25 protein-coding genes and 1 pseudogene are annotated in these 23085 nt (G+C 55.7%); 15 read left to right on the top strand and 11 right to left on the bottom strand.

The window, feature by feature from the left end; all coding sequences use genetic code 11:
• Positions 1 to 49 precede the first annotated feature (49 nt).
• Positions 50 to 1294: an arginine deiminase gene (arcA, locus tag JDW22_RS08535; protein WP_200522666.1), complete on the bottom strand. Its 1245-nt coding sequence runs from the start codon at positions 1292 to 1294 to the stop codon at positions 50 to 52.
• A gap of 87 nt (positions 1295 to 1381) precedes the next feature.
• Complete coding sequence (gene arcD, locus JDW22_RS08530) at positions 1382 to 2839, bottom strand: arginine-ornithine antiporter (protein ID WP_200522665.1); 1458 nt, start codon at positions 2837 to 2839, stop codon at positions 1382 to 1384.
• 335 nt (positions 2840 to 3174) lie between these two features.
• On the opposite strand from arcD, the gene JDW22_RS08525 reads away from it, so the two are divergent.
• The 3 genes from JDW22_RS08525 to JDW22_RS08515 all read left to right on the top strand — a co-directional run bounded on the left by JDW22_RS08525 (position 3175) and on the right by JDW22_RS08515 (position 7107).
• Positions 3175 to 4719 carry an ATP-binding cassette domain-containing protein gene (locus JDW22_RS08525; protein WP_200522664.1) on the top strand — a complete coding sequence of 515 codons (1545 nt, stop codon included), beginning with the start codon at positions 3175 to 3177 and terminating at the stop codon, positions 4717 to 4719.
• A gap of 308 nt (positions 4720 to 5027) precedes the next feature.
• Positions 5028 to 6482, top strand: a complete 1455-nt coding sequence (locus tag JDW22_RS08520) for an OmpP1/FadL family transporter (protein WP_235965062.1) — start codon at positions 5028 to 5030, stop codon at positions 6480 to 6482.
• Between the two features lie 175 nt (positions 6483 to 6657).
• The gene (locus JDW22_RS08515) at positions 6658 to 7107 is read left to right on the top strand and encodes a DUF4304 domain-containing protein (protein WP_200522662.1); all 450 of its coding nucleotides are present in this window, start codon (positions 6658 to 6660) and stop codon (positions 7105 to 7107) included.
• A 275-nt stretch (positions 7108 to 7382) separates the two neighbouring features.
• On the opposite strand, the gene JDW22_RS13700 is transcribed toward JDW22_RS08515, so the two are convergent.
• On the bottom strand, positions 7383 to 7604 hold the full coding sequence (locus JDW22_RS13700) for a hypothetical protein (protein ID WP_235965059.1): 222 nt from the start codon (positions 7602 to 7604) through the stop codon (positions 7383 to 7385).
• Here JDW22_RS13700 and JDW22_RS08510 point away from each other — a divergent pair.
• From JDW22_RS08510 to JDW22_RS08475, 8 genes are all read left to right on the top strand, one after another.
• Positions 7603 to 8592 carry an Acg family FMN-binding oxidoreductase gene (locus JDW22_RS08510; RefSeq protein WP_235965056.1) on the top strand — a complete coding sequence of 330 codons (990 nt, stop codon included), beginning with the start codon at positions 7603 to 7605 and terminating at the stop codon, positions 8590 to 8592. The genes JDW22_RS13700 and JDW22_RS08510 overlap by 2 nt on opposite strands.
• 408 nt (positions 8593 to 9000) lie before the next feature.
• Complete coding sequence (locus tag JDW22_RS08505) at positions 9001 to 12201, top strand: YadA-like family protein (RefSeq protein WP_200522660.1); 3201 nt, start codon at positions 9001 to 9003, stop codon at positions 12199 to 12201.
• Between the two features lie 214 nt (positions 12202 to 12415).
• Positions 12416 to 12664, top strand: a complete 249-nt coding sequence (locus tag JDW22_RS08500) for a hypothetical protein (RefSeq protein WP_200522659.1) — start codon at positions 12416 to 12418, stop codon at positions 12662 to 12664.
• 169 nt (positions 12665 to 12833) lie between these two features.
• The gene (locus JDW22_RS08495; RefSeq protein WP_200522658.1) at positions 12834 to 13907 is read left to right on the top strand and encodes an AI-2E family transporter; all 1074 of its coding nucleotides are present in this window, start codon (positions 12834 to 12836) and stop codon (positions 13905 to 13907) included.
• A gap of 34 nt (positions 13908 to 13941) precedes the next feature.
• Entirely contained in the window at positions 13942 to 14223 is a 282-nt protein-coding gene (locus tag JDW22_RS08490) for a DUF6966 domain-containing protein (RefSeq protein ID WP_200522657.1), read from the top strand.
• 103 nt (positions 14224 to 14326) lie between these two features.
• Complete coding sequence (locus JDW22_RS08485) at positions 14327 to 14674, top strand: DUF2019 domain-containing protein (RefSeq protein WP_200522656.1); 348 nt, start codon at positions 14327 to 14329, stop codon at positions 14672 to 14674.
• The gene (locus JDW22_RS08480; protein WP_200522655.1) at positions 14667 to 14858 is read left to right on the top strand and encodes a hypothetical protein; all 192 of its coding nucleotides are present in this window, start codon (positions 14667 to 14669) and stop codon (positions 14856 to 14858) included. Before JDW22_RS08485 ends, JDW22_RS08480 begins: the two co-directional genes overlap by 8 nt.
• A 106-nt stretch (positions 14859 to 14964) precedes the next feature.
• Positions 14965 to 15429 carry a four-helix bundle copper-binding protein gene (locus tag JDW22_RS08475; RefSeq protein ID WP_200522654.1) on the top strand — a complete coding sequence of 155 codons (465 nt, stop codon included), beginning with the start codon at positions 14965 to 14967 and terminating at the stop codon, positions 15427 to 15429.
• A gap of 279 nt (positions 15430 to 15708) precedes the next feature.
• Here JDW22_RS08475 and JDW22_RS08470 read toward each other — a convergent pair whose 3' ends face one another.
• The 8 genes from JDW22_RS08470 to JDW22_RS08435 form a co-directional block, all read right to left on the bottom strand.
• Complete coding sequence (locus tag JDW22_RS08470) at positions 15709 to 15873, bottom strand: hypothetical protein (RefSeq protein ID WP_200522653.1); 165 nt, start codon at positions 15871 to 15873, stop codon at positions 15709 to 15711.
• Positions 15870 to 16007 (bottom strand): hypothetical protein, encoded by a 138-nt coding sequence (locus tag JDW22_RS08465; protein WP_200522652.1) that lies wholly within the window; start codon positions 16005 to 16007, stop codon positions 15870 to 15872. The genes JDW22_RS08470 and JDW22_RS08465 overlap by 4 nt, the downstream gene beginning before the upstream one ends.
• Before the next feature lie 124 nt (positions 16008 to 16131).
• Positions 16132 to 16671: an SUKH-4 family immunity protein gene (locus JDW22_RS08460; protein WP_200522651.1), complete on the bottom strand. Its 540-nt coding sequence runs from the start codon at positions 16669 to 16671 to the stop codon at positions 16132 to 16134.
• A gap of 59 nt (positions 16672 to 16730) precedes the next feature.
• Complete coding sequence (locus JDW22_RS08455) at positions 16731 to 17159, bottom strand: type II toxin-antitoxin system VapC family toxin (protein ID WP_200522650.1); 429 nt, start codon at positions 17157 to 17159, stop codon at positions 16731 to 16733.
• Positions 17159 to 17413: a type II toxin-antitoxin system prevent-host-death family antitoxin gene (locus JDW22_RS08450; RefSeq protein ID WP_200522649.1), complete on the bottom strand. Its 255-nt coding sequence runs from the start codon at positions 17411 to 17413 to the stop codon at positions 17159 to 17161. Before JDW22_RS08450 ends, JDW22_RS08455 begins: the two co-directional genes overlap by 1 nt.
• A gap of 112 nt (positions 17414 to 17525) precedes the next feature.
• Entirely contained in the window at positions 17526 to 18740 is a 1215-nt protein-coding gene (fabB, locus tag JDW22_RS08445) for a beta-ketoacyl-ACP synthase I (protein WP_200522648.1), read from the bottom strand.
• A gap of 105 nt (positions 18741 to 18845) precedes the next feature.
• Positions 18846 to 19370, bottom strand: coding sequence for a 3-hydroxyacyl-[acyl-carrier-protein] dehydratase FabA (fabA, locus tag JDW22_RS08440; RefSeq protein ID WP_200522647.1), 525 nt, complete (start codon positions 19368 to 19370; stop codon positions 18846 to 18848).
• Positions 19371 to 19530: 160 nt separating this feature from the next.
• A complete protein-coding gene (locus tag JDW22_RS08435; protein ID WP_200522646.1) occupies positions 19531 to 20352 on the bottom strand; it encodes a class I SAM-dependent methyltransferase in 822 nt (273 codons plus the stop codon).
• On the opposite strand from JDW22_RS08435, the pseudogene JDW22_RS08430 reads away from it, so the two are divergent.
• The 4 genes and pseudogenes from JDW22_RS08430 (at position 20303) to JDW22_RS08415 (ending at position 23043) form a co-directional block, all read left to right on the top strand.
• Positions 20303 to 21247, top strand: a pseudogene (locus JDW22_RS08430) (SDR family oxidoreductase). The gene JDW22_RS08435 and the pseudogene JDW22_RS08430 sit on opposite strands and share 50 nt — an antisense overlap.
• Before the next feature lie 118 nt (positions 21248 to 21365).
• A complete protein-coding gene (locus JDW22_RS08425) occupies positions 21366 to 21695 on the top strand; it encodes a carboxymuconolactone decarboxylase family protein (protein WP_200522645.1) in 330 nt (109 codons plus the stop codon).
• A 2-nt stretch (positions 21696 to 21697) separates the two neighbouring features.
• Entirely contained in the window at positions 21698 to 22117 is a 420-nt protein-coding gene (locus JDW22_RS08420; protein ID WP_200522644.1) for a cupin domain-containing protein, read from the top strand.
• Between the two features lie 77 nt (positions 22118 to 22194).
• Positions 22195 to 23043, top strand: coding sequence for an aldo/keto reductase (locus tag JDW22_RS08415; protein ID WP_200522643.1), 849 nt, complete (start codon positions 22195 to 22197; stop codon positions 23041 to 23043).
• Positions 23044 to 23085 lie beyond the last annotated feature (42 nt).

Here is a 23085-nt window from a genome sequence, read left to right as displayed (position 1 = left end):
TCATGCAGCCAACACGGCTTGCCCATTTCAGGCTGCCGATTACTGCAAATCAATAATCAACGGCATCACGCACGATGGGGCAAGTCATGCAACGACCACCGCCGCGACCACGACCCAATTCAGAAGAAGCGATAGAAACTACTTCTACACCAGCATCGCGCAAGCGAGCGTTGGTGTATTTGTTGCGGTCGTAGCCGATTACCACGCCGGGTTCTAATGCGAATACGTTGTTGGCATCGTCCCATTGTTCGCGCTCGGTAGCATAAGCATCGCCGCCCGTCTCCACCACGCGCAATTTAGACAAGCCCAAGGCTTTCTCAACCACTTTAACAAACGATTCACTTTCTTTGCGGATGTCCAAACCGTTTGGTTTAGATGAATCAGGGCGCAGAGAGAATGCGGTGATGCCGCCTACTACGTCGGGATGCGTGTTCACCAAATCGCGGTCGCAGAATGTGAACACCGTATCCAAGTGCATGGCTGCGCGGGTTTTCGGCAACGCCGCCACAATCACGCGTTCTGCCACGCCTTGTTTGAACAAGGCTTGCGCCATTTGGGTAATAGCCTGAGCGGAGCTGCGTTCGCCCATGCCCACCAATACTACTTTATTGCCGATTGGGAATACGTCGCCGCCTTCCAAAGTGGCCGCGCCGTAATCTACGTCAGGATTGCCCCACCAAACTTTTACGCCGCCGTCTTTGGTGAAGTTGGGATGGAATTTATAGATGGCTGTTGTCAGCAGCGTTTCTTGACGACGAGCCGGCCAATACATCGGGTTTAAAGTTACCCCGCCATATACCCAGCTTGTGTTGTCGCGAGTGAATTGAGTGTTGGGAAGAGGAGGAAGAACGAAGCCTGCGCTGCCGTATGCCGCGCGAACCAAATCAGCAGCATCGCTGTGGAAGTCTTTTGGCAAGTCAAATACGCTTACGCCGCCAATCAAGTATTCTGCTTGTTGTTTAGCAGACAAACCTTCCAACCAAGCGCGCAATTCGTGAGAAACGTGTGCGCCTACGCTGTTGTCGGTGATTTTACGATCCAGCACCCATTTGAGTGCTTCTTTGTTTTCAAGAGTTTGCGCCAGCATATCGTGCATTTCTAGCACATCAACGCCACGCTCACGCATTTTGTTTTGGAAATCCAGATGGTCTTGCTGGGCTTTTTCAATCCACAGCACATCATCAAACAATAGTTCATCGCAGTTCGCAGGAGTCAAGCGAGCATGCGCCAAGCCGGGGGAGCATACCAACACTTGCCTCAATTTACCTACTTCTGAATAAACACCAGGTTTCATGATAATCTCCTTAGGATTATGCTTTCAGGCAGCCTGAAAACGCCACCCGAAAGCGTTACAGAAAAATTACAACTTCAACTGCTCAATTTACAGGCTGAGCCAACCTTGTGCTAAACCAACTACGGCCACGATTGCGCTAATAAACACAGCGGCAACATACAGTTTTTCAATCGCGGAGAAGACCACTTGTTTGTTTTCTCGGCGCGCCCAGATATACACGAATGTACCAGGAGCATAGAGCAACATAGACAACAGCAAGTATTGAACGCCCGCTGCATACAACAGCCAAATGCCGTAAATGGTTGCAATCCAAGCGATGATGCTGTCTTTGCCCAAATCTTGCGGGTCTTTGTCATAAGTTTCCTTACGCACGGTCAAAAGCGCGGCATAGGCGGCAGAGAACAAGTAAGGAATCAAAATCATAGAAGTCGCCAGCGCCACCATTTTTTGATAGGAACCCGCAGAGAACAAGTTCAAAATCAAGAAAATTTGCATACCGATGTTGGTTGCCCACAGCGCGTTGATGGGCGCGGCATTTTTGTTTTCGCGGTGGAAGAAGGCGGGAACGGTGCCGTCTTTGGAAGCCACATACAGGGTTTCGGCGGCAAACAGCGTCCAAGCCAGCAGCGCGCCCAACAGGGAAACACCCAAACCGACAGAGATGAACGTTGCACCCCAAGGACCAACCACATGAGCCAAAACGTGCGCCATAGATGGGTTTTCCAAACCAGCCAATTCAGGCTGCTTCATCACACCCGCAGACAATACGTTCACCAAAACCAACAGGGACAACACGCTCAAAAAGCCCAAGATGGTTGCCTTGCCCACATCGGTACGTTTTTCGGCGCTAGCAGAATAAACGCTCGCCCCTTCAATACCAATAAACACCCACACAGTTACCAACATCATGCTTTTTACTTGGGTCATCACGCTGCCCAAATCAGGCGATTTTGTACCCCAGAAGTCGGTGGTGAAAATGTCTAATTTAAATGAGAACAGCAAGATAATGATGAAAGCGAAGAGCGGAATCACTTTGGCGATGGTAATGATGGTGTTGATAAACGCTGCGGTTTTCACACCGCGCAATACCAACATATGCATAGACCAAAGTAAAACAGATGCTAACGCGATACCCCAAACAGATACGCTGGAAGTTACTTCGTGCGTTACGGGGTCGGTGATTGTGGTTTTGAGAGCAGGGAAGAAATAGCCCAGAGTATTCATCAACAGCATTAAGTAAGCAACGTTGCCCACCCATGCACTAATCCAATAACCCCAAGCGGAAGAGAAACCGAGATAATTACCAAACCCTGCTTTGGCGTAGGTATAAACCCCGTTATCCAAATCGGGTTTGCGATTGGCAAGCGTTTGGAACACAAACGCCAATGCCAGCATCCCCACGGCGGTAATCGCCCAACCGATGAGAATCGCACCCACTTCCGCGCCCGATGCCATATCTTTGGGCAGTGAGAAAATCCCACCGCCAATCATTGAACCGATTACCAAGGCGGTAAGCGAACCCAGTTTTAGCTTATGGTCAGCCATTTTTATCACTCCTCAAAAAAACAGAATTTATTTGGAAACTTAAATCTTTATTCATATAATTAACCATAAAATACTGCTCCCAACTATACAAACTTCAACCTAAATAAAAATAAAAGCATAATATTTCTTTATTATGTGAAGTAATATACTCCTCTCACTCTTGGCAAACCTTGATGGGAATCAAATTGAATTAAGATTTTGTTGGAAACTGTTAAGTTGGCTTAATTACACGCCAATTTGTAAATATTTTGTAAAAAATACGAGCATTTTCTGCCTTTGGACACTCGTCCAACTCGCGACTATAATCGCTTTTTTCTTGCGGCCGAGTTATCCCCATGCCCCACGCTGTTCAAATCCAAACTCTATCTCATATCTACAACAAAAAAACCCAAGCCCTAGACAACATCAGCCTCACCATCCCGCGCGGTGCAACAGTCGGTTTAATCGGGCCGGACGGCGTGGGCAAATCCACCCTACTCTCCATCATCGCAGGGGTGCGCAAAATCCAAACAGGCAGCGTGCGCGTGCTCGGCGGCGACATGGCAAACAAGCACGACCGCCAAGACTTGTCCCACCGCATCGCCTATATGCCGCAAGGCTTGGGCAAAAACCTTTACCCCACGCTCACGGTGCAAGAAAACATTGATTTCCATGCCCGACTATTCGGTTTGAGCAGCACAGAGCGCAAAGCGCGCATCCAAAGGTTATTGGATGCCACGAACCTTGCCCCCTTCCCCGACCGCGCGGCGGGCAAACTGTCTGGCGGCATGAAGCAAAAACTGAGTCTGTGCTGCGCCTTGGTACACAACCCCGATTTGCTGATTTTGGACGAACCTACCACAGGCGTTGACCCGCTTTCGCGCCGCCAATTCTGGCAGCTCGTGCACGATTTGCAGCAAGAGCAAAGCGGCATGACCGTTATCGTTGCCACCGCTTACATTGACGAAGCCGAGCAATTCCAACACCTGCTCGCAATGGACGCAGGGCATCTGCTTGCCAACGAGCCCACCCAAGCGGTGATGCAGCGGCTGGGCACCGCCACGCTGGAAGATGCCTACATCAAATTATTGCCGCAAGATAAGCAAGACAACGCCGCCGATTTGGTTTTGCCGCCGTTTGCGCCCGAAGCTAACGCGCCGCTGGCGATGGAAGCACATGATTTAACGAAAAAATTTGGCAACTTTACTTCGGTTGACCACGTTAGCTTTGAAATCCAAAAGGGCGAAATATTCGGCTTTCTCGGCTCCAACGGCTGCGGCAAATCCACCACCATGAAAATGCTCACAGGGCTGCTGGAACCCACATCGGGCACCGCCAAACTGCTGGGCGAGCCAATCGACGCAGGCAGCATAGAAACCAAAAAGCGCGTGGGCTATATGTCGCAAGCCTTTTCGTTATACGAAGAGCTCACCGTGCGCCAAAACTTGGAACTGCACGCCAAGCTCTACCAAATCGCCGACGGCAAAACCGCCATCAGCCAAGCCCTGCGCGATTTTGACCTATCCGCCGTGGAACACACCAAGCCCGCCAGCCTGCCGCTGGGCATCCGCCAGCGCCTGCAACTGGCTGCCGCCTGCCTGCATTCGCCCGAAGTGCTGATTTTGGACGAACCCACATCGGGCGTTGACCCCGCCGCCCGCGCGATGTTTTGGCGCACCCTGCTCAAACTCTCGCGCCAAGACCGCATCACCATTTTCGTTACCACCCACTTTATGAACGAAGTGGAACGCTGCGACCGCATCAGCCTGATGCACCGCGGGCGCGTGTTGGCGATGGGCACGCCCGCCGAATTGGTGAAACAAAGCGGGCAGCCCAATATGGAAGAAGCGTTTATTCATTATTTGGAACAAGACGCGGCGGAAACGGGGAAAATGGTGTGAGGCAGCCTGAAAATGGCGTAGCGCATCCATCGCCCCTATCGCCCAGCATAAAGGCAGCCTGAAAACCATTTTTCGGCTTTCAGGCTGCCTTTGGTATGAGCTTTTAATTTGAAAGCACAATAATTTAGCTTTTCAGGCTGCCTCTTCATCAACCCCCCCCATCACTTAAAATTTTTCCAACAAATCTTAACAAACCTCTACACAACCCCCAAAAATCCCATTAGAATGATATTTCTAGTTTTACCCTGATTAAGGCAGCCTGAAAATTTCACGCCGCCTAAATTTTTGTCTAAACGATGGTCATCCACATGAAAACACACAACAAAATCAAAATCACCACCGCATTCATCAGCCTAGCAATTGCCCACCACGCCGCCGCATCAGGCTACCATTTCGGCACGCAATCGGTGGGTGCGCAAAGCACCGCCAACGCCGCCGCAGCCGAAGCCGCCGATGCCAGCACCCTGTTCTACAACCCCGCAGGCTTAACCCATCTGGACGGCAAAGCCGAAATCACGGGCGCAATCAACATCGTTGCCCCCGCGCTCAAATATCACGATGCCCAAGCCAGCTACTACCAAGGCGGCAGCGTGCAAGGCGCAACCGACGGCAAAATCACCAAAACCACCGCCGCGCCCCATGTTTACGGCGCATACAAGCTCAACGACCGCGTAACGCTCGGCATGGGGATGTACATCCCGTTTGGCTCGAAAACCGACTATCAAGACGACTCCGTATTACGCTACAACATCAAAAAACTGGGCTTGACCAGCATCGCGCTTGAACCTGCCGTTGCGTTCAAATTCAACGAGAAACATTCATTTGCCGTGGGCCTGATTGCCCAATATTCGGAAGCCGAACTCACCAAATACGCCGATTGGAGCGCCGCCCGCGACAACCGCACCCTCGCCGCCACCGCCGCCGCATTGCAACGCATGGGCATCCCCGCAGCCGCCACCGCCAACCGCGCCAATTGGCAAGGGCGCGGCGACGTGAAAGGGCACGACTGGGGCTTCGGCTACCATCTGGGCTGGATGTTTGATGTAAACGACAAATTCCGCCTCGGCGTTGCCTACCGCTCCAAAGTGAGCCACAACCTGAAAGGCACCGCCAAATGGCAACCTGCAGGCGCAGTCGTGCAAGCCCCCGCGTTGGCAAACTACATCCAATCGCCCATCACCGCCACCACAGCCCTCGGCGCAGGGCGCGGCTACCTGCCCAGCGAAGACGCATCGGTGCACATCACCACGCCCGAATCGCTCTCGCTGCACGGCATGTATCGCGCCAGCGACAAACTCAATCTGTTCGGTGACATCACATGGACGCGCCACAGCCGCTTCAACAAAGCCGACCTGATTTTTGGCAACCGCAAAAACGTGGTAAACGGGCAATCCGACCGCACCACCATCACGCCCAACTGGCGCAACACCTACAAAATCGCGCTGGGCGGCTCCTACCAATACAGCGAACCCTTGCAACTGCGCGCGGGCATCGCCTTTGACCAAAGCCCAGTGAAAAGCGCGGAAGACCGCCTGAACACCATGCCCGATGCCAACCGCATGTGGTTTTCCGTGGGCGCGCGCTACGCCTACAAAAAACGCCATGTGTTTGACACCGCGCTGTCTTATGTGCACATCCACAGCAGCCGCTTCAACGCGCCGCGTGCCGTCGGCACCGATGTGGACAGCAAAGGCGCATCCAGCGCCAAATTCAAAGCCTCCGCCACCATTTTGGGCTTGCAGTACACCTATAAATTTGAGTGATGCGGGATATACCAAAGGCAGCCTGAAAACGGAGGAGGGTTTCAGGCTGCCTTTTTTATCGTTGATTTATCGTTGATGAGCATGCAAGGATACGGCTGCCGCTCCGTTTTAGGTTTCAGGCTGCCTTCGGGGTTGGGCAAAGCCTCCCGCCCCCGATCCCCCAAAGAGAATCACCATGACCGACGCAAAAACCTTCTTAAAGCAACTGCGGGCAACCTTGAAACAACACGGTTTCCAACGCCTCAACGCCAATAATTACTTCCACCGCGCCGAATTTCTGCTGTGCCTGTTCACCATCCAAAAAAGCATGTACGGCGGGCAGTATTATTTTGACGTGTATTACCGCCTGGCGGACGGCGACCCCAAAGAGAAAAACTACCGCGCGCTGTGGTTCGGGCGGCTGGAAAGCCTGTTTGCGACGGAACACGAAACGATACGCAGCATAGATTTTGACGACCCCGCCTTGGTCAGCCAGTTCGCCCCGCAGTTTCTGGCCCGCCTGCCCGCCATCGCCGACGCTTTGGCGGCATGGACGGACACAACGGCATTCCTGCAACGCTTCGGCGACGATTTTTCGGCAGAGCAGCAGGCAGCGATTGCCGCGCACACCTTCCGCCCCGAATAAACGTTTCCCGCCCGCGCCCGCCGTTCGGGCAGCCTGAAACGCCGTTTGCCCGTTTTCAGGCTGCCCTTTCATAGAGCCGCCAAGGCAGCCTGAAACCCAAAACGAAGCAGCAGCGGCTTATCGCCAAATGGCGCAGGTCGGGCATTGATGCCCGGCAAACAACCAGCGCATAAACATCAGTCGGGCAGCAAATGCTCGACCAACATCGGTTGCAGATTCTGCCAAAGCAGCCTGCGCAGTGAAACGGCATGGCGAAGCGAAAACAAGTTTACGCGCTAGCGCCACCCTGTTTCAGGCTGCCCAATCCCGCGTGGGGTGTGCAACTTGATTGCCGCGCGGTTCATCATGCTCACAAGCAGCCTGAAACCCACCGCAGCGTGTAATGCGTGCCGCTTCACCGCGCACGCCGTCCGCCCATCCCGCAGAAACCTTGTTTCAGGCTGCCTTGAACCCCATCCCAGAGGCAGCCTGAAACCCCGCCCCAAGGAGCATGCCATGTCCCATCCAACCGATTTTCACTCCCTTATCGAAGCCGCCGTCCGCGCCCCGTCCGGCCACAATTCCCAGCCGTGGCAGTTTGCGCTTGGCGACGACCGCATCACCATCGCCCCCGACTTCTCCTGCCGCCTAAGCGCCGTCGATCCCGATAACCGCGAACTCTTCATCAGCCTCGGCTGCGCCTTGGAAAACCTCTGCCTCGCCGCCGCGCATTCCGGTTACGCCGCCCAAGAGCACCTTGCCGACGACGGCACCGTCCACATCGCCCTACACCAGAAGCCCGAACCCACAAAGCAGCCTGAAAACGAAGCCCTATACGCCCAAATTCCCCGCCGCCAAACCAACCGCGCCACCTACAACGGCAGCCCCATACCCCCAGCCCAGCTAGACCCCATTCTCGCCGCCCAACAAAGCGACACCGTCTCCCTACACGCCTTCGCCCCCAGCGCACCCGAGTTCGCCACCCTCACCCAAGCCGTTATCGCAGGCAACAGCGCCCAAATGAACGACCCCGCCTTCAAAGCCGAGCTGCTGTCATGGATACGCTTCAACCAAAACCACAGCAACGCCACCCGCGACGGGCTCAGCTACGCCGTTATGGGCGCGCCCAACCTGCCCGCATGGATTTCGCGCCCCATTATTCGCGCCATGCTCAACGCCAAACGGCACAACCGCAGCGACCGCGCCAAAATCGCCAGCTCCTCGCACCTACTGCTGATTGCCAGCACAGAAGACAACCCCGCCACATGGCTCACCACAGGGCGCACCCTGCAACGCACCCTGCTCGCCCTCACCCAGCACGGCATCGCCCATGCCTACCTCAACCAACCCTGCGAAGTCCCCGCCCAACGCACCCAGCTCGCCCAACTGCCCGCGCTCGGCAGCAAACAACCACAAATCCTACTGCGCCTCGGCTACGCCGCCGCCATGCCCTATTCACAGCGCAGAGCAGTGGACAGCGTTATCCAAACAACACAGGCAGCCTGAAAAGCATCGCACGACAAAACAACAACGACACAAATAGGGCGTACAGCTCTGCCACGCACACGGTTTACAAAATCTCAACAACCCAAGCCCGCGTGCGTGCCTACGGCACACACCCTACACGCCGATTAAATCGGACATTTCTTGATTTACTCCGCCATAAAATAGCCCAGTAAGCCCCCACCATTTTCAGGCTGCCTCCCGCCTCACCATATCTTGGTAAAAATACAACGATTTAACCATAGCACCAGCAAATGAAAGCTGTATAATTTCGCCGATTTCATCAACACATAGCCTTCTCCATGAGAAGGCTTTTTTGGGGCAGCCTGAAACAGCTTGCCCCTTGTTCAATCATGCACAGAAACACCGTTTGTTTCTGTTTTTATTTTTGAAAACTCACAGGAAAAACACATGAACAAAACCTACCGCGTCGTTTGGAATGAACACACCAACACATGGACAGTGGTACAAGAAACCGCCAAAGCCCGTGGCAAATCAGGCAATCGCATCAGCAAAGCATTGGCACTTTCCGTGTCCCTGTTTGGCTTTTATGCCGCCAGCAGCACCGTAGCCTATGCCCAACCAGGCATCTACATGAATGACTACCAAGACACAGGTTGCGCCGCCAGCTACGACCAAGTGGAAAAAACAGGCATATATGGTTTATTGGGCAACATGCCCCCCTCAACCGAAACCTATAACAACGGTCAAGCCAATAAAACCCACCACTCCGACTTCGGCATTAAAACAGGCTTCAACCCTTGTAGCCCCACAGGCAACTCCGCTCAAAATTTTGATACCCAAACCAACCGCACTTTATTCTACGGCGACGCCACCTTTGGCTACGCCATTGACGAAAAAAATGCAGGCTCTAAACACTTAACCCTCGGTGGTCGCCTAGATGTAAACAGCGGCATCATCGGCGTAGGCAATAAAGGCGTAAACGGCGTAGGCGCAACCAACAGCATTCGCATGGGCAGCGGCACATCTTTGGACGCAACCAACGATGCCGATAAAGCCATCACCATCGGCGCAGATAGCGGCGCAACCGCCAAAAATGCCACCGCCATTGGTCATGGCACCAAAGCGGGCGGACAAAACGCCTTTGCCGCAGGTTTAGACACCCATGCCGACAATGAAAACACCGTTGCCATTGGCACAAACGCCAACGCCAGCGGCAAAACTTCAACCGCAGTAGGGCAAGGCGCGCAATCCAGCCACCAATCCGCTACCGCCATTGGCGATGGCGCAAAAGCCCTGAACGATTACGCCACCGCTCTGGGTGTAACCGCCAATGCCAGCGAAGCGGGCGCATTAGCCGTCGGCATGACTTCCGCCGCCAGCGCATGGAACAGCGCCGCCATCGGCAGCAACGCCTCCGCATCAGGCTCAACTTCCCTTGCCGCAGGCTACAAAGCATCAGCAGGCAGCAGCAACTCTCTTGCTGTGGGCAGCTCTGCCAAAGCAACGGCAACCGATGCCAGCGCATACGGTCATATCGCAACCGCAAAAGGCATCAGCGCCAGCGCGTTTGGGCATGGGGCGAATGCAGAGAAAGACCACACCGTAGCCGTCGGCTCTGCTTCGCAAGCCACCGAGCTGGGTGCGATTGCCATCGGTAACGATGCCCAAGCCACCGCCATTGATGCGCTGGCAAACGGTAAAAACAGCCGTGCATTGGGCGAGCGTGCGACTGCGGTGGGCAACTCCGCGAGGGCAAACAACCAAGATTCGGTAGCCGTTGGCAACGGCGCACAGGCCAGCGCAGATTATGCATTCGCTGCCGGAACCGGTTCCGTTGCCAAAGCGGCAGGCGCCGTTGCGCTGGGTAACGATGCCAAGGCAAACCACGAAGGGGCAGTTGCGCTTGGCCGCGCTTCGGAAACTGCTGCGGCTGTCGGCACCAGCAGTGCCACAGTAAACGGCATTAGCTATTCCGGTTTTGCCGGCGACGCCCCTGATTCCACCGTCAGCGTCGGCAGCGGCAGCCTGAAACGTACCGTTACCAATGTGGCCGCAGGCCGCATCAACGCCACCAGCACCGATGCCATCAACGGCAGCCAGCTGTATCTCACCCAAGCCGCCATCGGCAATGTGGGCACCACCATTAAGAACATTCTGGGCGGCAACGCAGCCTTGGGCACAGACGGCAAACTAAGCATGACCAACATCGGCGGCACAGGCAAAAACACCATCCACGAGGCGATTCAGGCTGCCAACAACAACGCCAATGCCGCTAACGCAGGCTTCACAATCGCTGCCGACGATGATGCTGCGGGCATTACCGCTGATAACAAAACTATCAAGCCAAGCGAAACGCTAACCATTAAAGGCACAGGCAGCCTGAATGCGGGCAAATCGTTTGCCGATGGCTACAACAGCGACAACATCCGCACCCAAGTGAGCGGCGACGGCACCGTTACCATCGGCTTGAAACGCGATTTGGACGTGAACAGTGTTACCGCCACCGACGCAGCAGGCAACAAAACCGTTACCAACGCCGCAGGCACAACGGTTACCAACGCCGCAGGCAACAGCACCAGCGTTGGCGCGAACGGCGTTGTTATCACTCCGCCTGCGGGCAGCGGCAAAAACGCCGTGGCGCTGACAGGCAACGGCTTGAACAACGGCAACAACACCATCACCGGCGTGAAAAACGGCGTAGCGCCCACCGACGCGGTGAACGTAAGCCAGTTGGACGCGGTTAAGGCAATGGCAAAAGCAGCCAAAACCGAAGTAACGTCCAGCGACAACAGCATCAGCATCACGCCGTCCGCCAACGCCGCCACAGGCGCAACGGTGTATGACTTAGCCGTGAAAACCGACGGCACCACCATCACCAAAGCCGCAGACGGCAGCCTGAAAGCCAATACCACCGCGCTCACGCCCGCCGCCAACGGCAGCATCGTTGCCCCTACCACCGCCGATGCAGGCAAACTGGCGACCGCAGGCGATATTGCCAACGCCATCAACCAAGCAGGCTTCAACCTGACCACCACCGCCAGCGCGGGCAGCGTTTCAGGCAGCAGCGTATCGCGCGTGAACGCAGGCAAAACGGTTACCATTGATGCCGGCAAAAACATCCGCGTAACCCAAAACGGCAACACCGTGAGCATCGCCACCCAAGACAACGCCAGCTTTGACAGCGTTACCACCGGCAACACCAAAATCGACAACAACGGCTTGACGATTAACGGCGGCCCTAGCGTAACCCAAGCAGGCATTGACGCAGCAGGCAACAAAATCACCAACGTTGCCGCAGGCACCGACCCCACCGATGCCGTCAATGTGAGCCAACTGAACGCACGCCTCGGCGCAACAGGACAAGTTGCCGCCGCCAAACTGCAACAGTTGGAAGACAAAATTGACAAAAACCAAGACCGCGCCAACGCGGGCATCGCAGGCGCCATCGCCCAAGGCACGATTCCGCAAGTTACCCGCCCCAGCGCGTTTGGCTTGGGCGTGGGCACGGGCTACTACGGCGGGCAATCCGCGCTTGCCGTGGGCGCATCGGCGATGACCGACGGCGGCAACTGGATTTTCAAAGGCAATGTTTCCGTGAACAGCAAAGGGCGCGTGGGCGCAGGCGCAGGCGCGCTGTTCCAATGGTAAGCGGATGCCGCGCATAATCTGACGCAGCAAAGCAAGGCAGCCTGAAAACGGGGAGAACCGTTTTCAGGCTGCCTTTACCCTCTCATCTTTCATCTTGAAACTATCCCATGCCCCGCATCACCCATTTTCTCCTATCCTGCCCGTCAGCAGCCGAGCTTTCGCCCAGCAACCCTGAACGGCAAACCGTTTTGCAGCGCACGCCCCAAAAATTATCATGGCGTTTTTGCGGGCGCAATCACACGCTGACAAACCGACACGGGCTGGCTGCCGCCCGTGGGGCGCGGATAAAATCGCCATTGTGGATGCCACGTTTGATGCCCGCCAAAACCAATCCTATCTGGTGGATGGTTACGGGCAACGGCTACACGATTGGAAAACGAAACTGGCGGATTTTGTGGTGTACGATGTGGCGGCGGCAAACAACGAAGTTGCCTTGTTTGCCTATTGTTTGCAAGACGGCTGAGATTATCGGATTGCGGCAAACATGGGCGATAACGGCGAAACGGCATCAATGCAAGTTGTGCGGATAAAATAGTTCGCGTGAAACAAGGCAGCCTGAAAATGGTAAAACCCGTTTTCAGGCTGCCTTTTTTGTTTACAATCGCCCTTTTTCAACCCCCGTTCACACCATCATGTACCTCCCCAACAAAAAACGCCCGTGGCTGCCGTGGCTGGCCGGCTTTCTGCTGATTGCCTTTCTGGTTGCCTTTTTCCACTTTCTCGGCGGCATACTCACGCCGTTTATCATCGCCGCCGTGTTGGCGTATATCCTCAACCCACTGGTGAGCAAGCTGGAAGCGCACGGCATCAAACGCGGGCGCGCCTCCATGTGGGTGATGCTGTTCGCGCTGTTTTTGCTCACCGCGCTGCTGCTGGTGATTGTGCCGATGCTGGTGCAGCAATCGCAAAGCATCATCCAAAAGCTGCCGCAGTTTGCCGATTACATCCACCGCACCGCGCTGCCGTGGTTTAACCAAAAATTCGGGCATTACCTCTCGCTCAACAACGAAACCGCCGCCAACTGGCTGCGCAGCAACGCGCAAACCATCCAAACGCGCATCCAGCAAGCCTTGCCCGCGCTGATGCAAAGCGGCGCATCGCTGGCAACCAGTTTGAGCAACATCGTGCTGCTGCCGCTTTTGCTGTATTACTTTTTGCTGGATTGGGCGCGCTGGGAAGCGGGGGCGACCGAGCTGGTGCCGCGCCGTTATCTGGACACCTACTCCCGCATCACCGGCAATATGAACACCGTGTTGGGCGAATTTTTGCGCGGGCAGCTGATGGTGATGCTGATTATGGGCACGCTCTATGGCACGGGGCTGATGCTCACGGGCTTGGAATCGGGCTTTGCCATCGGCATGGTGGCGGGCATTCTGGTGTTCGTGCCCTATCTGGGCGCGTTCACCGGGCTGCTGCTGGCAACGCTCGCCGCGCTGCTGCAATTCGGCTCGTGGCACGGCTTGGTTTCCGTGTGGGCGGTGTTTGCCGTGGGGCAGTTTTTGGAAAGTTTCCTGATTACGCCGAAAATCGTGGGCGACAAAATCGGGTTGTCGCCGTTTTGGGTGATTTTTTCGCTGATGGCGTTCGGGCAGCTGCTCGGCTTTGTCGGCATGCTGGTGGCGCTGCCCTTGGCGGCTGTCTGCCTTGTGCTGCTGCAAGAGGGCAAGCAGGCGTATGTGAACAGCAGTTTTTACCGCAAGCGATAGGCAGCCTGAAACCGCGGGCGGCAACAAAGTTAAAATGCAACGCTCAGAAATCAAAGCATTATGCGCGCAGATTCACCGCTTGCTTGCCGCGCAAGCCAATGAACCCGCGTGGGCGGCGATTTTTGCCGGTTTGCTGGCGCGATTAAACGATGAAACCGCCCCGCTCGCCCCTATTCAAGCCGACATTCGGCGGCTGTTTGCGGGCGCGGGTTCGTTCAGCGATTTGGTGATGCAAACGCGCGGCGCGACGGATACGGCGGCAGACACGCAGTTGGATAGGCTTCGCGCGAAATTGTTTGAGCTGATTTCATCCTGAATAGAAGGCAGCCTGAAAACAAGTTTAGATGCACGTTTTAGCTTTGCTGAAACCCGCTTCGCTCGTTTTCAGGCTGCCTCAAACATCCCCCAAGGCTAAAACCATGCCCCGCCTTAAAATAACCCGATTCGCCGCGCAAGCCGAATGCCACTACCAAGCCACGCAGCAAAGCAATGCCCGCACCGCCAATCGCGCCTATGCCCAAATCGTCCGAGCCAAAGACAGCCTAGTCGCCGGCGGGCATTTGGCGGCACTCGTCCCGCTGCTTTGCCACGAACACGCCGCCGTGCGGCTATGGGCGGCGCGTTATTTGTTATTCTGCCCGCCGTTTGCCCAGCAAACCGAAGCTGTTTTAACCACTATTGCCGCACACGGCGCAGGCATTTTAATCGCCGATGCCGAGCAAACGCTTGCCCAATGGCGCAAGGGGAATTTGACGTTGGGTGATTGAGCAGAGGCAGCCTGAAAACTCAATATGGAGCGGCGATGGCTCGTCGCCAAGTCGTTCAATAGGGCTTGATGGGTTGGCAGATGTCGGCGAGCCGCCGACGCGCCACCAGTTGCAGGCTTTGCAGAGGCAGCCTGAAAACCTATTCCCCCATTTTCAGGCTGCATCACGCCATAAAATAACGTAAAATGCCGTTTCTTAGCATTTCAGGCTGCCTTATCCCATATTCACTGCAGCCTGAAATTTATTCCCAACGGGCACACGCCCACTTTACACAAAGGACGTTCCATAACATGAACCGCCGCCAATTTATCAGCAGCACCGCCGCAGCCGCCACCCTGGCCGCCGTTGCCACCGCCGCCCAAGCCCACGACCATCACGACCACGCCGCGCACGGCAGCCACGCCATGCCCGCCGCAGCCCCCCGCGCATACGAAGCCGTGCGCACCGCCGCCGAGCATTGCGTTGCCGCAGGGCAAGTGTGCCTGAGCCACTGCATCGCCCTGCTCTCTAGCGGCGACACTTCCATGAAAGACTGCGCCGTTGCCGTGAACCAAATGCTCGCCTTGTGCGGCGCCATCCAAAACCTAGCCGCGCAAAATTCGCGCCTCACGCCCGCATTGGCAAAAGTGTGCGTTGAAGCCTGCAAACAATGCGCCCAAGCCTGCAAAGCACACGCCGCGCACCACGCCGAATGCAAAGCCTGCTACGAATCCTGCCTCAACTGCATCCAAGCGTGCGAAAAAATCGCCGCCTAACCGGCAGCCTGCGTAGCGAAGCGCAGTTGCGAAGCTAAAATCAAACGCCGCGCGGGGGAAATCCTAGCGCGGCGTTTTGCTGATGATTTGCTGATGATTGGAAAAAACGGCGGCATCTGGCGCGGCATAAAACCGCACCTGTTGCCGATATGGGCAAACCATTCACGCGCCCTATTCATGCCGACGCCTTTGCCCAACCGATAAGGCAGCCTGAAATCTTAACCGATGGAGCGTCGGCAGCTTGCCGACATCTTGGCAAACCCGTTATGCCCTGTGTAATCAGCCATGTATCGGCAGCCTGAAAATCAAACGCCGCGCGGAGGAAACCCTAGCGCGGCGTTTTGCTGGCGATTTGCTGATGATTGGAAGAAACGGCGGCATCTGGCGCGGCATAAAACCGCGCCCGTTGCCGATACGGGCAAACCGCCCACGCGCCCTATTCATGCCGATGCCTTTGCCCAACCGATAAGGCAGCCTGAAATCTTAACCGATGGAGCGTCGGCGGCTCGTCGACAGCTTGGCAACCCCGTCATGCCCTGTGTAATCCGCCATTGGGCAGCGAGCCGCCGCCGTTCCATTTTAACTTTCAGGCTGCCTTTACCCACCCCACCGCCCTTCCTCCATATATTGCGACAAGGGCAGACGGTAGTAGAAAAAATCGTCCTCAATCAAATACACCAAATGCGCCCAAAAGCTGCCTGCTCAGGTGGCGTTGGCTTCAATCCGCTCAATCTGAGCCGCCAAATCCGCCGCTTCGGCTTCCAAGCCGTCCCAAGCCGCCTGCATCTGGCTTTTCAAGCGGTAAATGCTGGCAACAAACCGGCAATAGCACGCCACAAACTGCGCCAAGGTGGCGTTGGCAAAAACCCTTGCCCGTCCCTCAAAACTTTCGCGGTCGCGCACCAGCAGCCACACGCGCCCCTGCCCATCGCTTGCCAGCGCGCCCAATTCGCACCGCCCGAAGCATTCGAACGCCTGCCCTGTGGCGGTTTCCGTTGCCGTAACGGCTTGGTCGGGATAGCGGATAAAACGGAAATTCAGCGGCGCGAAATCGTCTAAATAACCGTAAAGATTGCCTTGGATTTGCTCAATGGTCATGGTTTGGCGGGCACGCGGGGCGGCAAGGGTAAAACCTTCGCGGGCGAGAAATTGGAGCGGCTGGGCAAAATGGTTCATGGCGGTTTTCTTGGTTGGGGTGGCGGAAAGGCAGCCTGAAACCTTTGCAAAACGTAGCTCGGGCATTGATGCCCGACCGACAACTCGTTTTCAGGCTGCCTATGCAAATAGTGAATGCAGGTTCTCTACCCCTTGCCCGGAAACGGGTTGAGCAGCGGTACGTTCAGTTCGGCAAAATCGCGTACATTGCGCGTTACCAGCGTGAGGTCGTGGCGGATGGCGGTGGCGGCGATGAGCGCGTTGTTGTAGGGGCGTTGGTCGGGCATGTGCAGGCGGGCGCAGATGCGGGCGGTGTGGCGGTCGATGGGCAGGATGCGTTGGTCAAAAGTGGGGATGACGGTGTCGTTCAGCCAGTGTTGCAGGCGCAGAAATTGGGCTTCGTCGCCGCGATGTTGCACGCGCAAAATGCCTTGTTCGATTTCCAGCAGGGTGATGACGGAAAGATAACAGTCGTTCAGATTGATTGCGTTGAACCACGCCAAAAATTCAGGCGGCGTGTGGCTGCTTTGAATTTTGCGGATTTCGGATAACACATTGGTATCAATCAGATACATCAGAACAACTCCTCGCGGTCGGCGATGATGCAGCGCGGAAATTCCACTTCGCCCACCAATTCCAAATCTTCCACGCTCATGCCGAGGCGTTCGGCATTGCTTTTGGGGTGTTTGTTTAAAGACTGATACGCCGCATAGTTCATCAACACATAGGCTGGCTCGCCGCGGTCGGTGATGCACACGGGGGCGGTGTCGCTCATGTTTTTGGCTTTGGCAACGTTTTGGTTGAATTCGCGGCTGCTGATGGTTTGCATGGTCGTCTCCTTATATGTAGCAACGTTTGCACATTGTAGCCGATTGGCGGGAAAAGACAAGGCAGCCTGAAAACGGAAAAACCCGTTTTCAGGCTGCCTTTATGATGCCGGATTATTCCGCGCGGCTGAAAATCAGCGTGGCATTGGTGCCGCCGAAGCCGAAGCTGTTGGACATCACCGCGTTCAATTTCACGTTGTGATTTTCGCGCACAATCGGCAGGCCTTCTGCCTGCTCGTCCAGCGTTTCAATATTCGCGCTGGCGCAAACAAAATCGTTTTGCATCATCAGGATGGAGTAAATCGCTTCGTTGGAGCCTGCCGCGCCCAGCGCGTGCCCCGACAGCGATTTGGTGGAGCTAATCATTGGCACGGCTTGCCCTGCAAACGCCTCGCGGATTGCGCCCAATTCGCGCGTGTCGCCCACGGGGGTGGACGTGCCGTGCGCGTTGATGTAGTCCACGCTGCCGCCGTGTTGCGCCAACGCCATTTGCATACAGCGCACCGCGCCTTCGCCCGATGGCTGCACCATGTCGTAGCCGTCTGATGTTGCGCCGTAACCTGTTAATTCGCAAATGATATTTGCGCCGCGCGCTTTGGCGTGTTCGTATTCTTCCAGCACCAAAATGCTGCCGCCGCCAGAAATCACGAAGCCATCGCGGTTGGCGTCGTAGGCGCGGCTGGCTTTTTCGGGTGTGTCGTTGTATTTGCTGGATAGCGCGCCCATCGCGTCAAACAGGCTGCTCATCTGCCACGACACTTCCTCGCCGCCACCTGCGAACACGATGTCTTGCTTGCCCAGTTGGATTAACTCGGCAGCGTGCCCAATGCAGTGCGCCGAAGTGGAGCAGGCGGAGCTGATGGAATAGTTTACCCCTTTAATTTTAAACGGGGTTGCCAAGCAGGCGGCTACGGTTGAGCCCATGGTTTTGGTTACCGCGTAAGGCCCAACGCGCTTGATGCCGCTGGCGCGTAATACGTCTGCGGCTTCCACTTGCGATGCCGATGATGCGCCGCCGCTGCCCGCCACAATGCCGGTGCGGATATTGGAAACTTGCGCTTCGGTGAGCCCTGCGTTTTCAATCGCTTCTTGCATGGCGATGTAGGCATAGGCGGGTGCGCTGCCCATAAAGCGCAGGATTTTGCGGTCAATATGTTCTTTTAAATCAATGTTGATGTTGCCCGCCACGTTGGAGCGCAGCCCCATTTCGCGGTAGCTTTCGTCAAAGGCGATGCCTGATTTTAGGTTTTGCAGCGATGCCAGCACTTCGCGGCAGTTGTTGCCTAAGCTGGATACGATGCCGATGCCGGTTACAACCACTCGTTTCATGTATGTCTCCTATCATTAAATAAGAAAAGGCAGCCTGAAAAGGAATTTTTGCGGTTTCAGGCTGCCTTAATCAAAGCTGTATCATCAATCCGCTATTGCGGGCGATTAGAAATCTTCGGTGCTGGTAAACAAGCCTACGCGCAAGCCGTTGCCTTCGTAGATTTTTTTGCCGTCCACGCTCATTTCAGCATCGGCGATGCCCAACACCAGCTTGCTGTTCATCACGCGCTTGATGTGAATGTGGTAAGTGATTTTTTTATGCTTGGGCAACACTTGTCCGCTGAATTTTACTTCGGCGCAGCCCAATGCACGCCCTCTGCCGGGTGCGCCTGTCCAGCCTAGATAGAAGCCCACCAGTTGCCACATGGCATCTAAGCCCAAGCAACCCGGCATCACGGGGTCGCCAACAAAATGGCAGCCGAAAAACCATAAATCGGGGTTGATGTCTAATTCGGCGATGATTTCGCCTTTGCCGTATTTGCCGCCGGTGTTGTTGATTTCAACAATGCGGTCAATCATCAGCATATTGGGCAGCGGAAGCTGGGCGTTGCCCGCGCCAAACAATTCGCCGCGCCCGCAGGCAAGCAATTCTTCTTTGGTGTAGCTGTTTTGTGGAGTGAAGGTGGTCATGTATTTTCCTTAATGCCGTGTTGGCGCGATAAGTATAGAATGTCTATTCTATTGCATTACGGCGATGGGCGCAAATTTCAGGCAGCCTGAAAATGGAATAACGCTCAACCCAAAAAGGCAGCCTGAAACGTATTTCCCATTTTCAGGCTGCCTTTCATGTTTACAACTGCACACGCAACATTCGCATATCCATATTTTCCCGCCCCCATTTGGTTTTATAAATCAGCCGCAAAATAAACGGATACCGCTTGCCGCAATAATCGCTCAAATGCTCCTCTTCCACCAAGCGGCTGCCCTGCGCCAGCTTCAACACATCGTTCGCGTTGCTGATACCCCAACGAAACTCGGGCGGTTTCTCGCCCATTCTGCCCAGCGCATCGTGATACTGCGCCTTGCCCACCATGCGTTTAAACAGCGCGTCCATCACCACTTGCGTGTGCGGCAGCTTGCGTTGCACCATTTCAAAAAACGCTTTCACCTGCGCTTCGTCAAAATACATCAGCACGCCCTCAATAATCAGCAGCACAGGCTTGCCATGCGCGGCAACAGTTTGCGTCCAGCTTTCGTCAAACATGGACGTGCCTAAATAATGATTGCCCGATTCGGGCAGCAGCATACGCCGCACTTCAATCACCTCGGGCAAATCAAGGTCGTACCACGCGGTAACGGCGGGTCGCCCCATGCGCTCGTAACGCGCGTCCAAGCCTGCGCCCAGTTGCACCACCACCGCATCGGGGTGTTCGGCGATAAAGTGCGCCGCCATATCGTCCAACAGCTTTGCCCGCCCGCAGCAGCCCACTTGCGAGGCGGGGGCTTTGGTAAACGGGGCGAAATCGTAATCAATCATGTTCAATATTCGCGCCGCTTCTTTGTCGCGCAAAAGAGCATCGGACCGCTCATATTCCACCGCTTTTGCCCACAGCGGAATCAGCATGGTGGCGGATAGCACGGTGATGTCTTTGGGGGAAATTTTCTCGCTCATTTTGCTTCTCCTTGTTATTGCGAATAACTTGCAACAATCAATATACGCTTATCATACGGCGCGGGCAAATCGTTGCCCTGCGAGAATAAACGTGTCGGCTGAAACGGCAAAAGGCAGCCTGAAACCCAACCCCAAGGAGTCCCCCATGCAAAACATCGCCAACAAAGTCGTCATCATCACCGGCGCGTCCAGCGGCATCGGCGAAGCCACCGCCTACAAACTCGCCCGCGAAGGCGCGAAAATCGTGCTCGGCGCGCGGCGCGAAGACAAGCTCAAAGCCATTGCCGACCAAATCAAAGCCGACGGTGGCGAGGCGGTTTACCGCGTAACCGACGTGGTCAAGCCCGAAGACAACGCCGCCCTCGTCGCCCTTGCCAAAGAAACGTTTGGCAAAGTGGACGTGATTTTCCTCAACGCGGGTTTGATGCCCTCCTCACCCCTGTCCGCGCTGGAAACCAAAAACTAGAACGCGATGATTGATGTGAACATCAAAGGCGTGCTCAACGGCATCGCCGCCGTGCTGCCCGAGTTTAACGCGCAAAAAAGCGGTCATGTGATTACCACCTCGTCCGTGGCGGGCTTGAAGGTTTACCCCGGCGCGGCGGTGTATTGCGGCACCAAATGGGCGGTACGCGCGATTATGGAAGCCCTGCGCATGGAATCGGCGCAGGCGGGCACGCACATCCGCACGGCTACGATTTACCCCGCCGCCGTGCAGTCCGAGCTGGTGAGCCACATCACCGACAAGGGCACGTCCAAAGGCTACCGCGAGCTGTACGACAACTACGAAATCCCCGCCGAGCGCATCGCCGCGGTGGTGGCGTTCGCCATCAGCCAGCCCGCCGACACCAATGTGAGCGAGTTCACCGTCGGCCCGACTACGCAGCCGTGGTAAGCGCGTAACACCGTTTTCAGGCTGCCTTGCTAACATCAAAGGCAGCCTGAAAACCAAAGGCCGTCTGAAAAAGTGTTTTTCAGACGGCCTGTAAGCCCATACCGATAAGGAGTAAAAAATGGCTAAGAAACAAACCGCAGGGCGAGACCATCTCGGCACGTTCGCCCCAAAATTCGCTGAGCTGAACGATGACGTGCTGTTCGGGCAGGTTTGGTCGCGCGAAGCCGAGCTTGCGCCGCATACGCGCAGCTTAATTACCATTGCCGCTTTAATCTCAGGCGGTAACTTTGAGCAGCTTCCCGCCCATTTGAATATCGGCAAACAAAACGGCATCACGCAGCAGGAAATCGCCGAAGTGATTACCCATCTGGCGTTTTATGTCGGCTGGCCGAAAGCGTGGTCGGCGTTCAATTTGGCAAAAGAAGTGTACGGCAAACAAGGAGCATAAAAATGAACACCCAAAACAGCGAACAACAAGTCAAACACGGCATTTTTCCGTTTGGCGAAAAAAACGAACGGTACGCCGACGTGTTTGTCGGGCAAAGCTATCTGGCAGGCTTGGCTGCCGCCCCCGACGCATCGGCAACCGTTGCCCACGTCAGCTTTGAACCTGCCTGCCGCAATAACTGGCACATTCACACCGACGGCTACCAAATCCTGCTCGTTACAGGCGGCGAAGGCTGGTATCAGGAACACGGCAGCCCCGCCCGCAGCCTGCAAGCGGGCGACGTGGTGGTAACCAACAAAGGCGTGAAGCATTGGCACGGCGCGAAAAAAGACTGCTGGTTCAGCCACATCGCCATCACCGCAGGCAGCACCGAGTTTCTCGAACCCGTGGACGAGGTGCACTACAACGCGCTGCCCGACTGAAACGGGAAAGGCCGTCTGAAAACCGTTTTCAGACTGCCCGTTCCCCTATTTTCCCACACTCGATTAAGGAGTTCCCCATGCAGACCATCCAACTGGCCAACGGCATCCCAATCCCCGTACTCGGCTTCGGCGTGTACCAGATTCCGCCCGAAGAGACCGAGCAGGCCGTTATCAACGCCGTCCGAGCGGGCTACCGCCACATCGACACCGCGCAGGCTTATGTGAACGAAAGCGAAGTGGGGCGCGGCATTGCCCGCTGCGGCGTGGCGCGGGAAGAATTGTTTGTAACCACCAAAGTGTGGGTGGAAAACGCAGGCGAAGAAGCCGCAGCCGCCTCGCTGGAACGTTCGTTTGCCCGCCTGAATTTGAGCTATATAGACATGGTGCTGATTCATCAGCCCTACGGCGATGTGTACGGTACATGGCGTGCGCTGGAACGCTATCAGGCGGCGGGCAAAATCCGCGCCATCGGCGTAAGCAATTTCACCCCCGACCGTGCGGTGGATTTGGGCATATTCAACCAAGTCATGCCGCAGGCAAACCAGATTGAAATCAATCCTTTCCACCAACGCAACGAGCAAATCGCCGCGCTGCAAAGCGAAGGCATTGCCGTGGAAGCGTGGGCACCGTTTGCCGAGGGCAAAAACGGCATCTTCCAAAACCCCGTGCTTGCCGCCATCGGCAAAAAATACGGCAAATCCGTGGCGCAGGTGATTATCCGCTGGCTGGTGGAGCGCGATATTGTGGTGCTCGCCAAATCGGTGAAACCCGAGCGCATGGCGGAAAACCTGAATGTGTTTGATTTTGCCCTGAGCGATGAAGACAAAGCCGCCATCGCGGGCTTGGACACGGGCGAGAGCCAGTTTATGAACCACCAGAGCATTGAATGCGTGCGGGAGGTAAAGTCTTGGGTGTTTGATGTGTAAACCCAAAAGGCAGCCTGAAACGCTGTAAATAGATTTCAGGCT

This window comes from Kingella bonacorsii (genome assembly GCF_016623605.1).
GTDB lineage: Bacteria > Pseudomonadota > Gammaproteobacteria > Burkholderiales > Neisseriaceae > Kingella_B > Kingella_B oralis.
The sequence above is the reverse complement of the archived record's forward strand: the minus strand, read 5'-3'. Positions and strand labels throughout refer to the sequence as shown.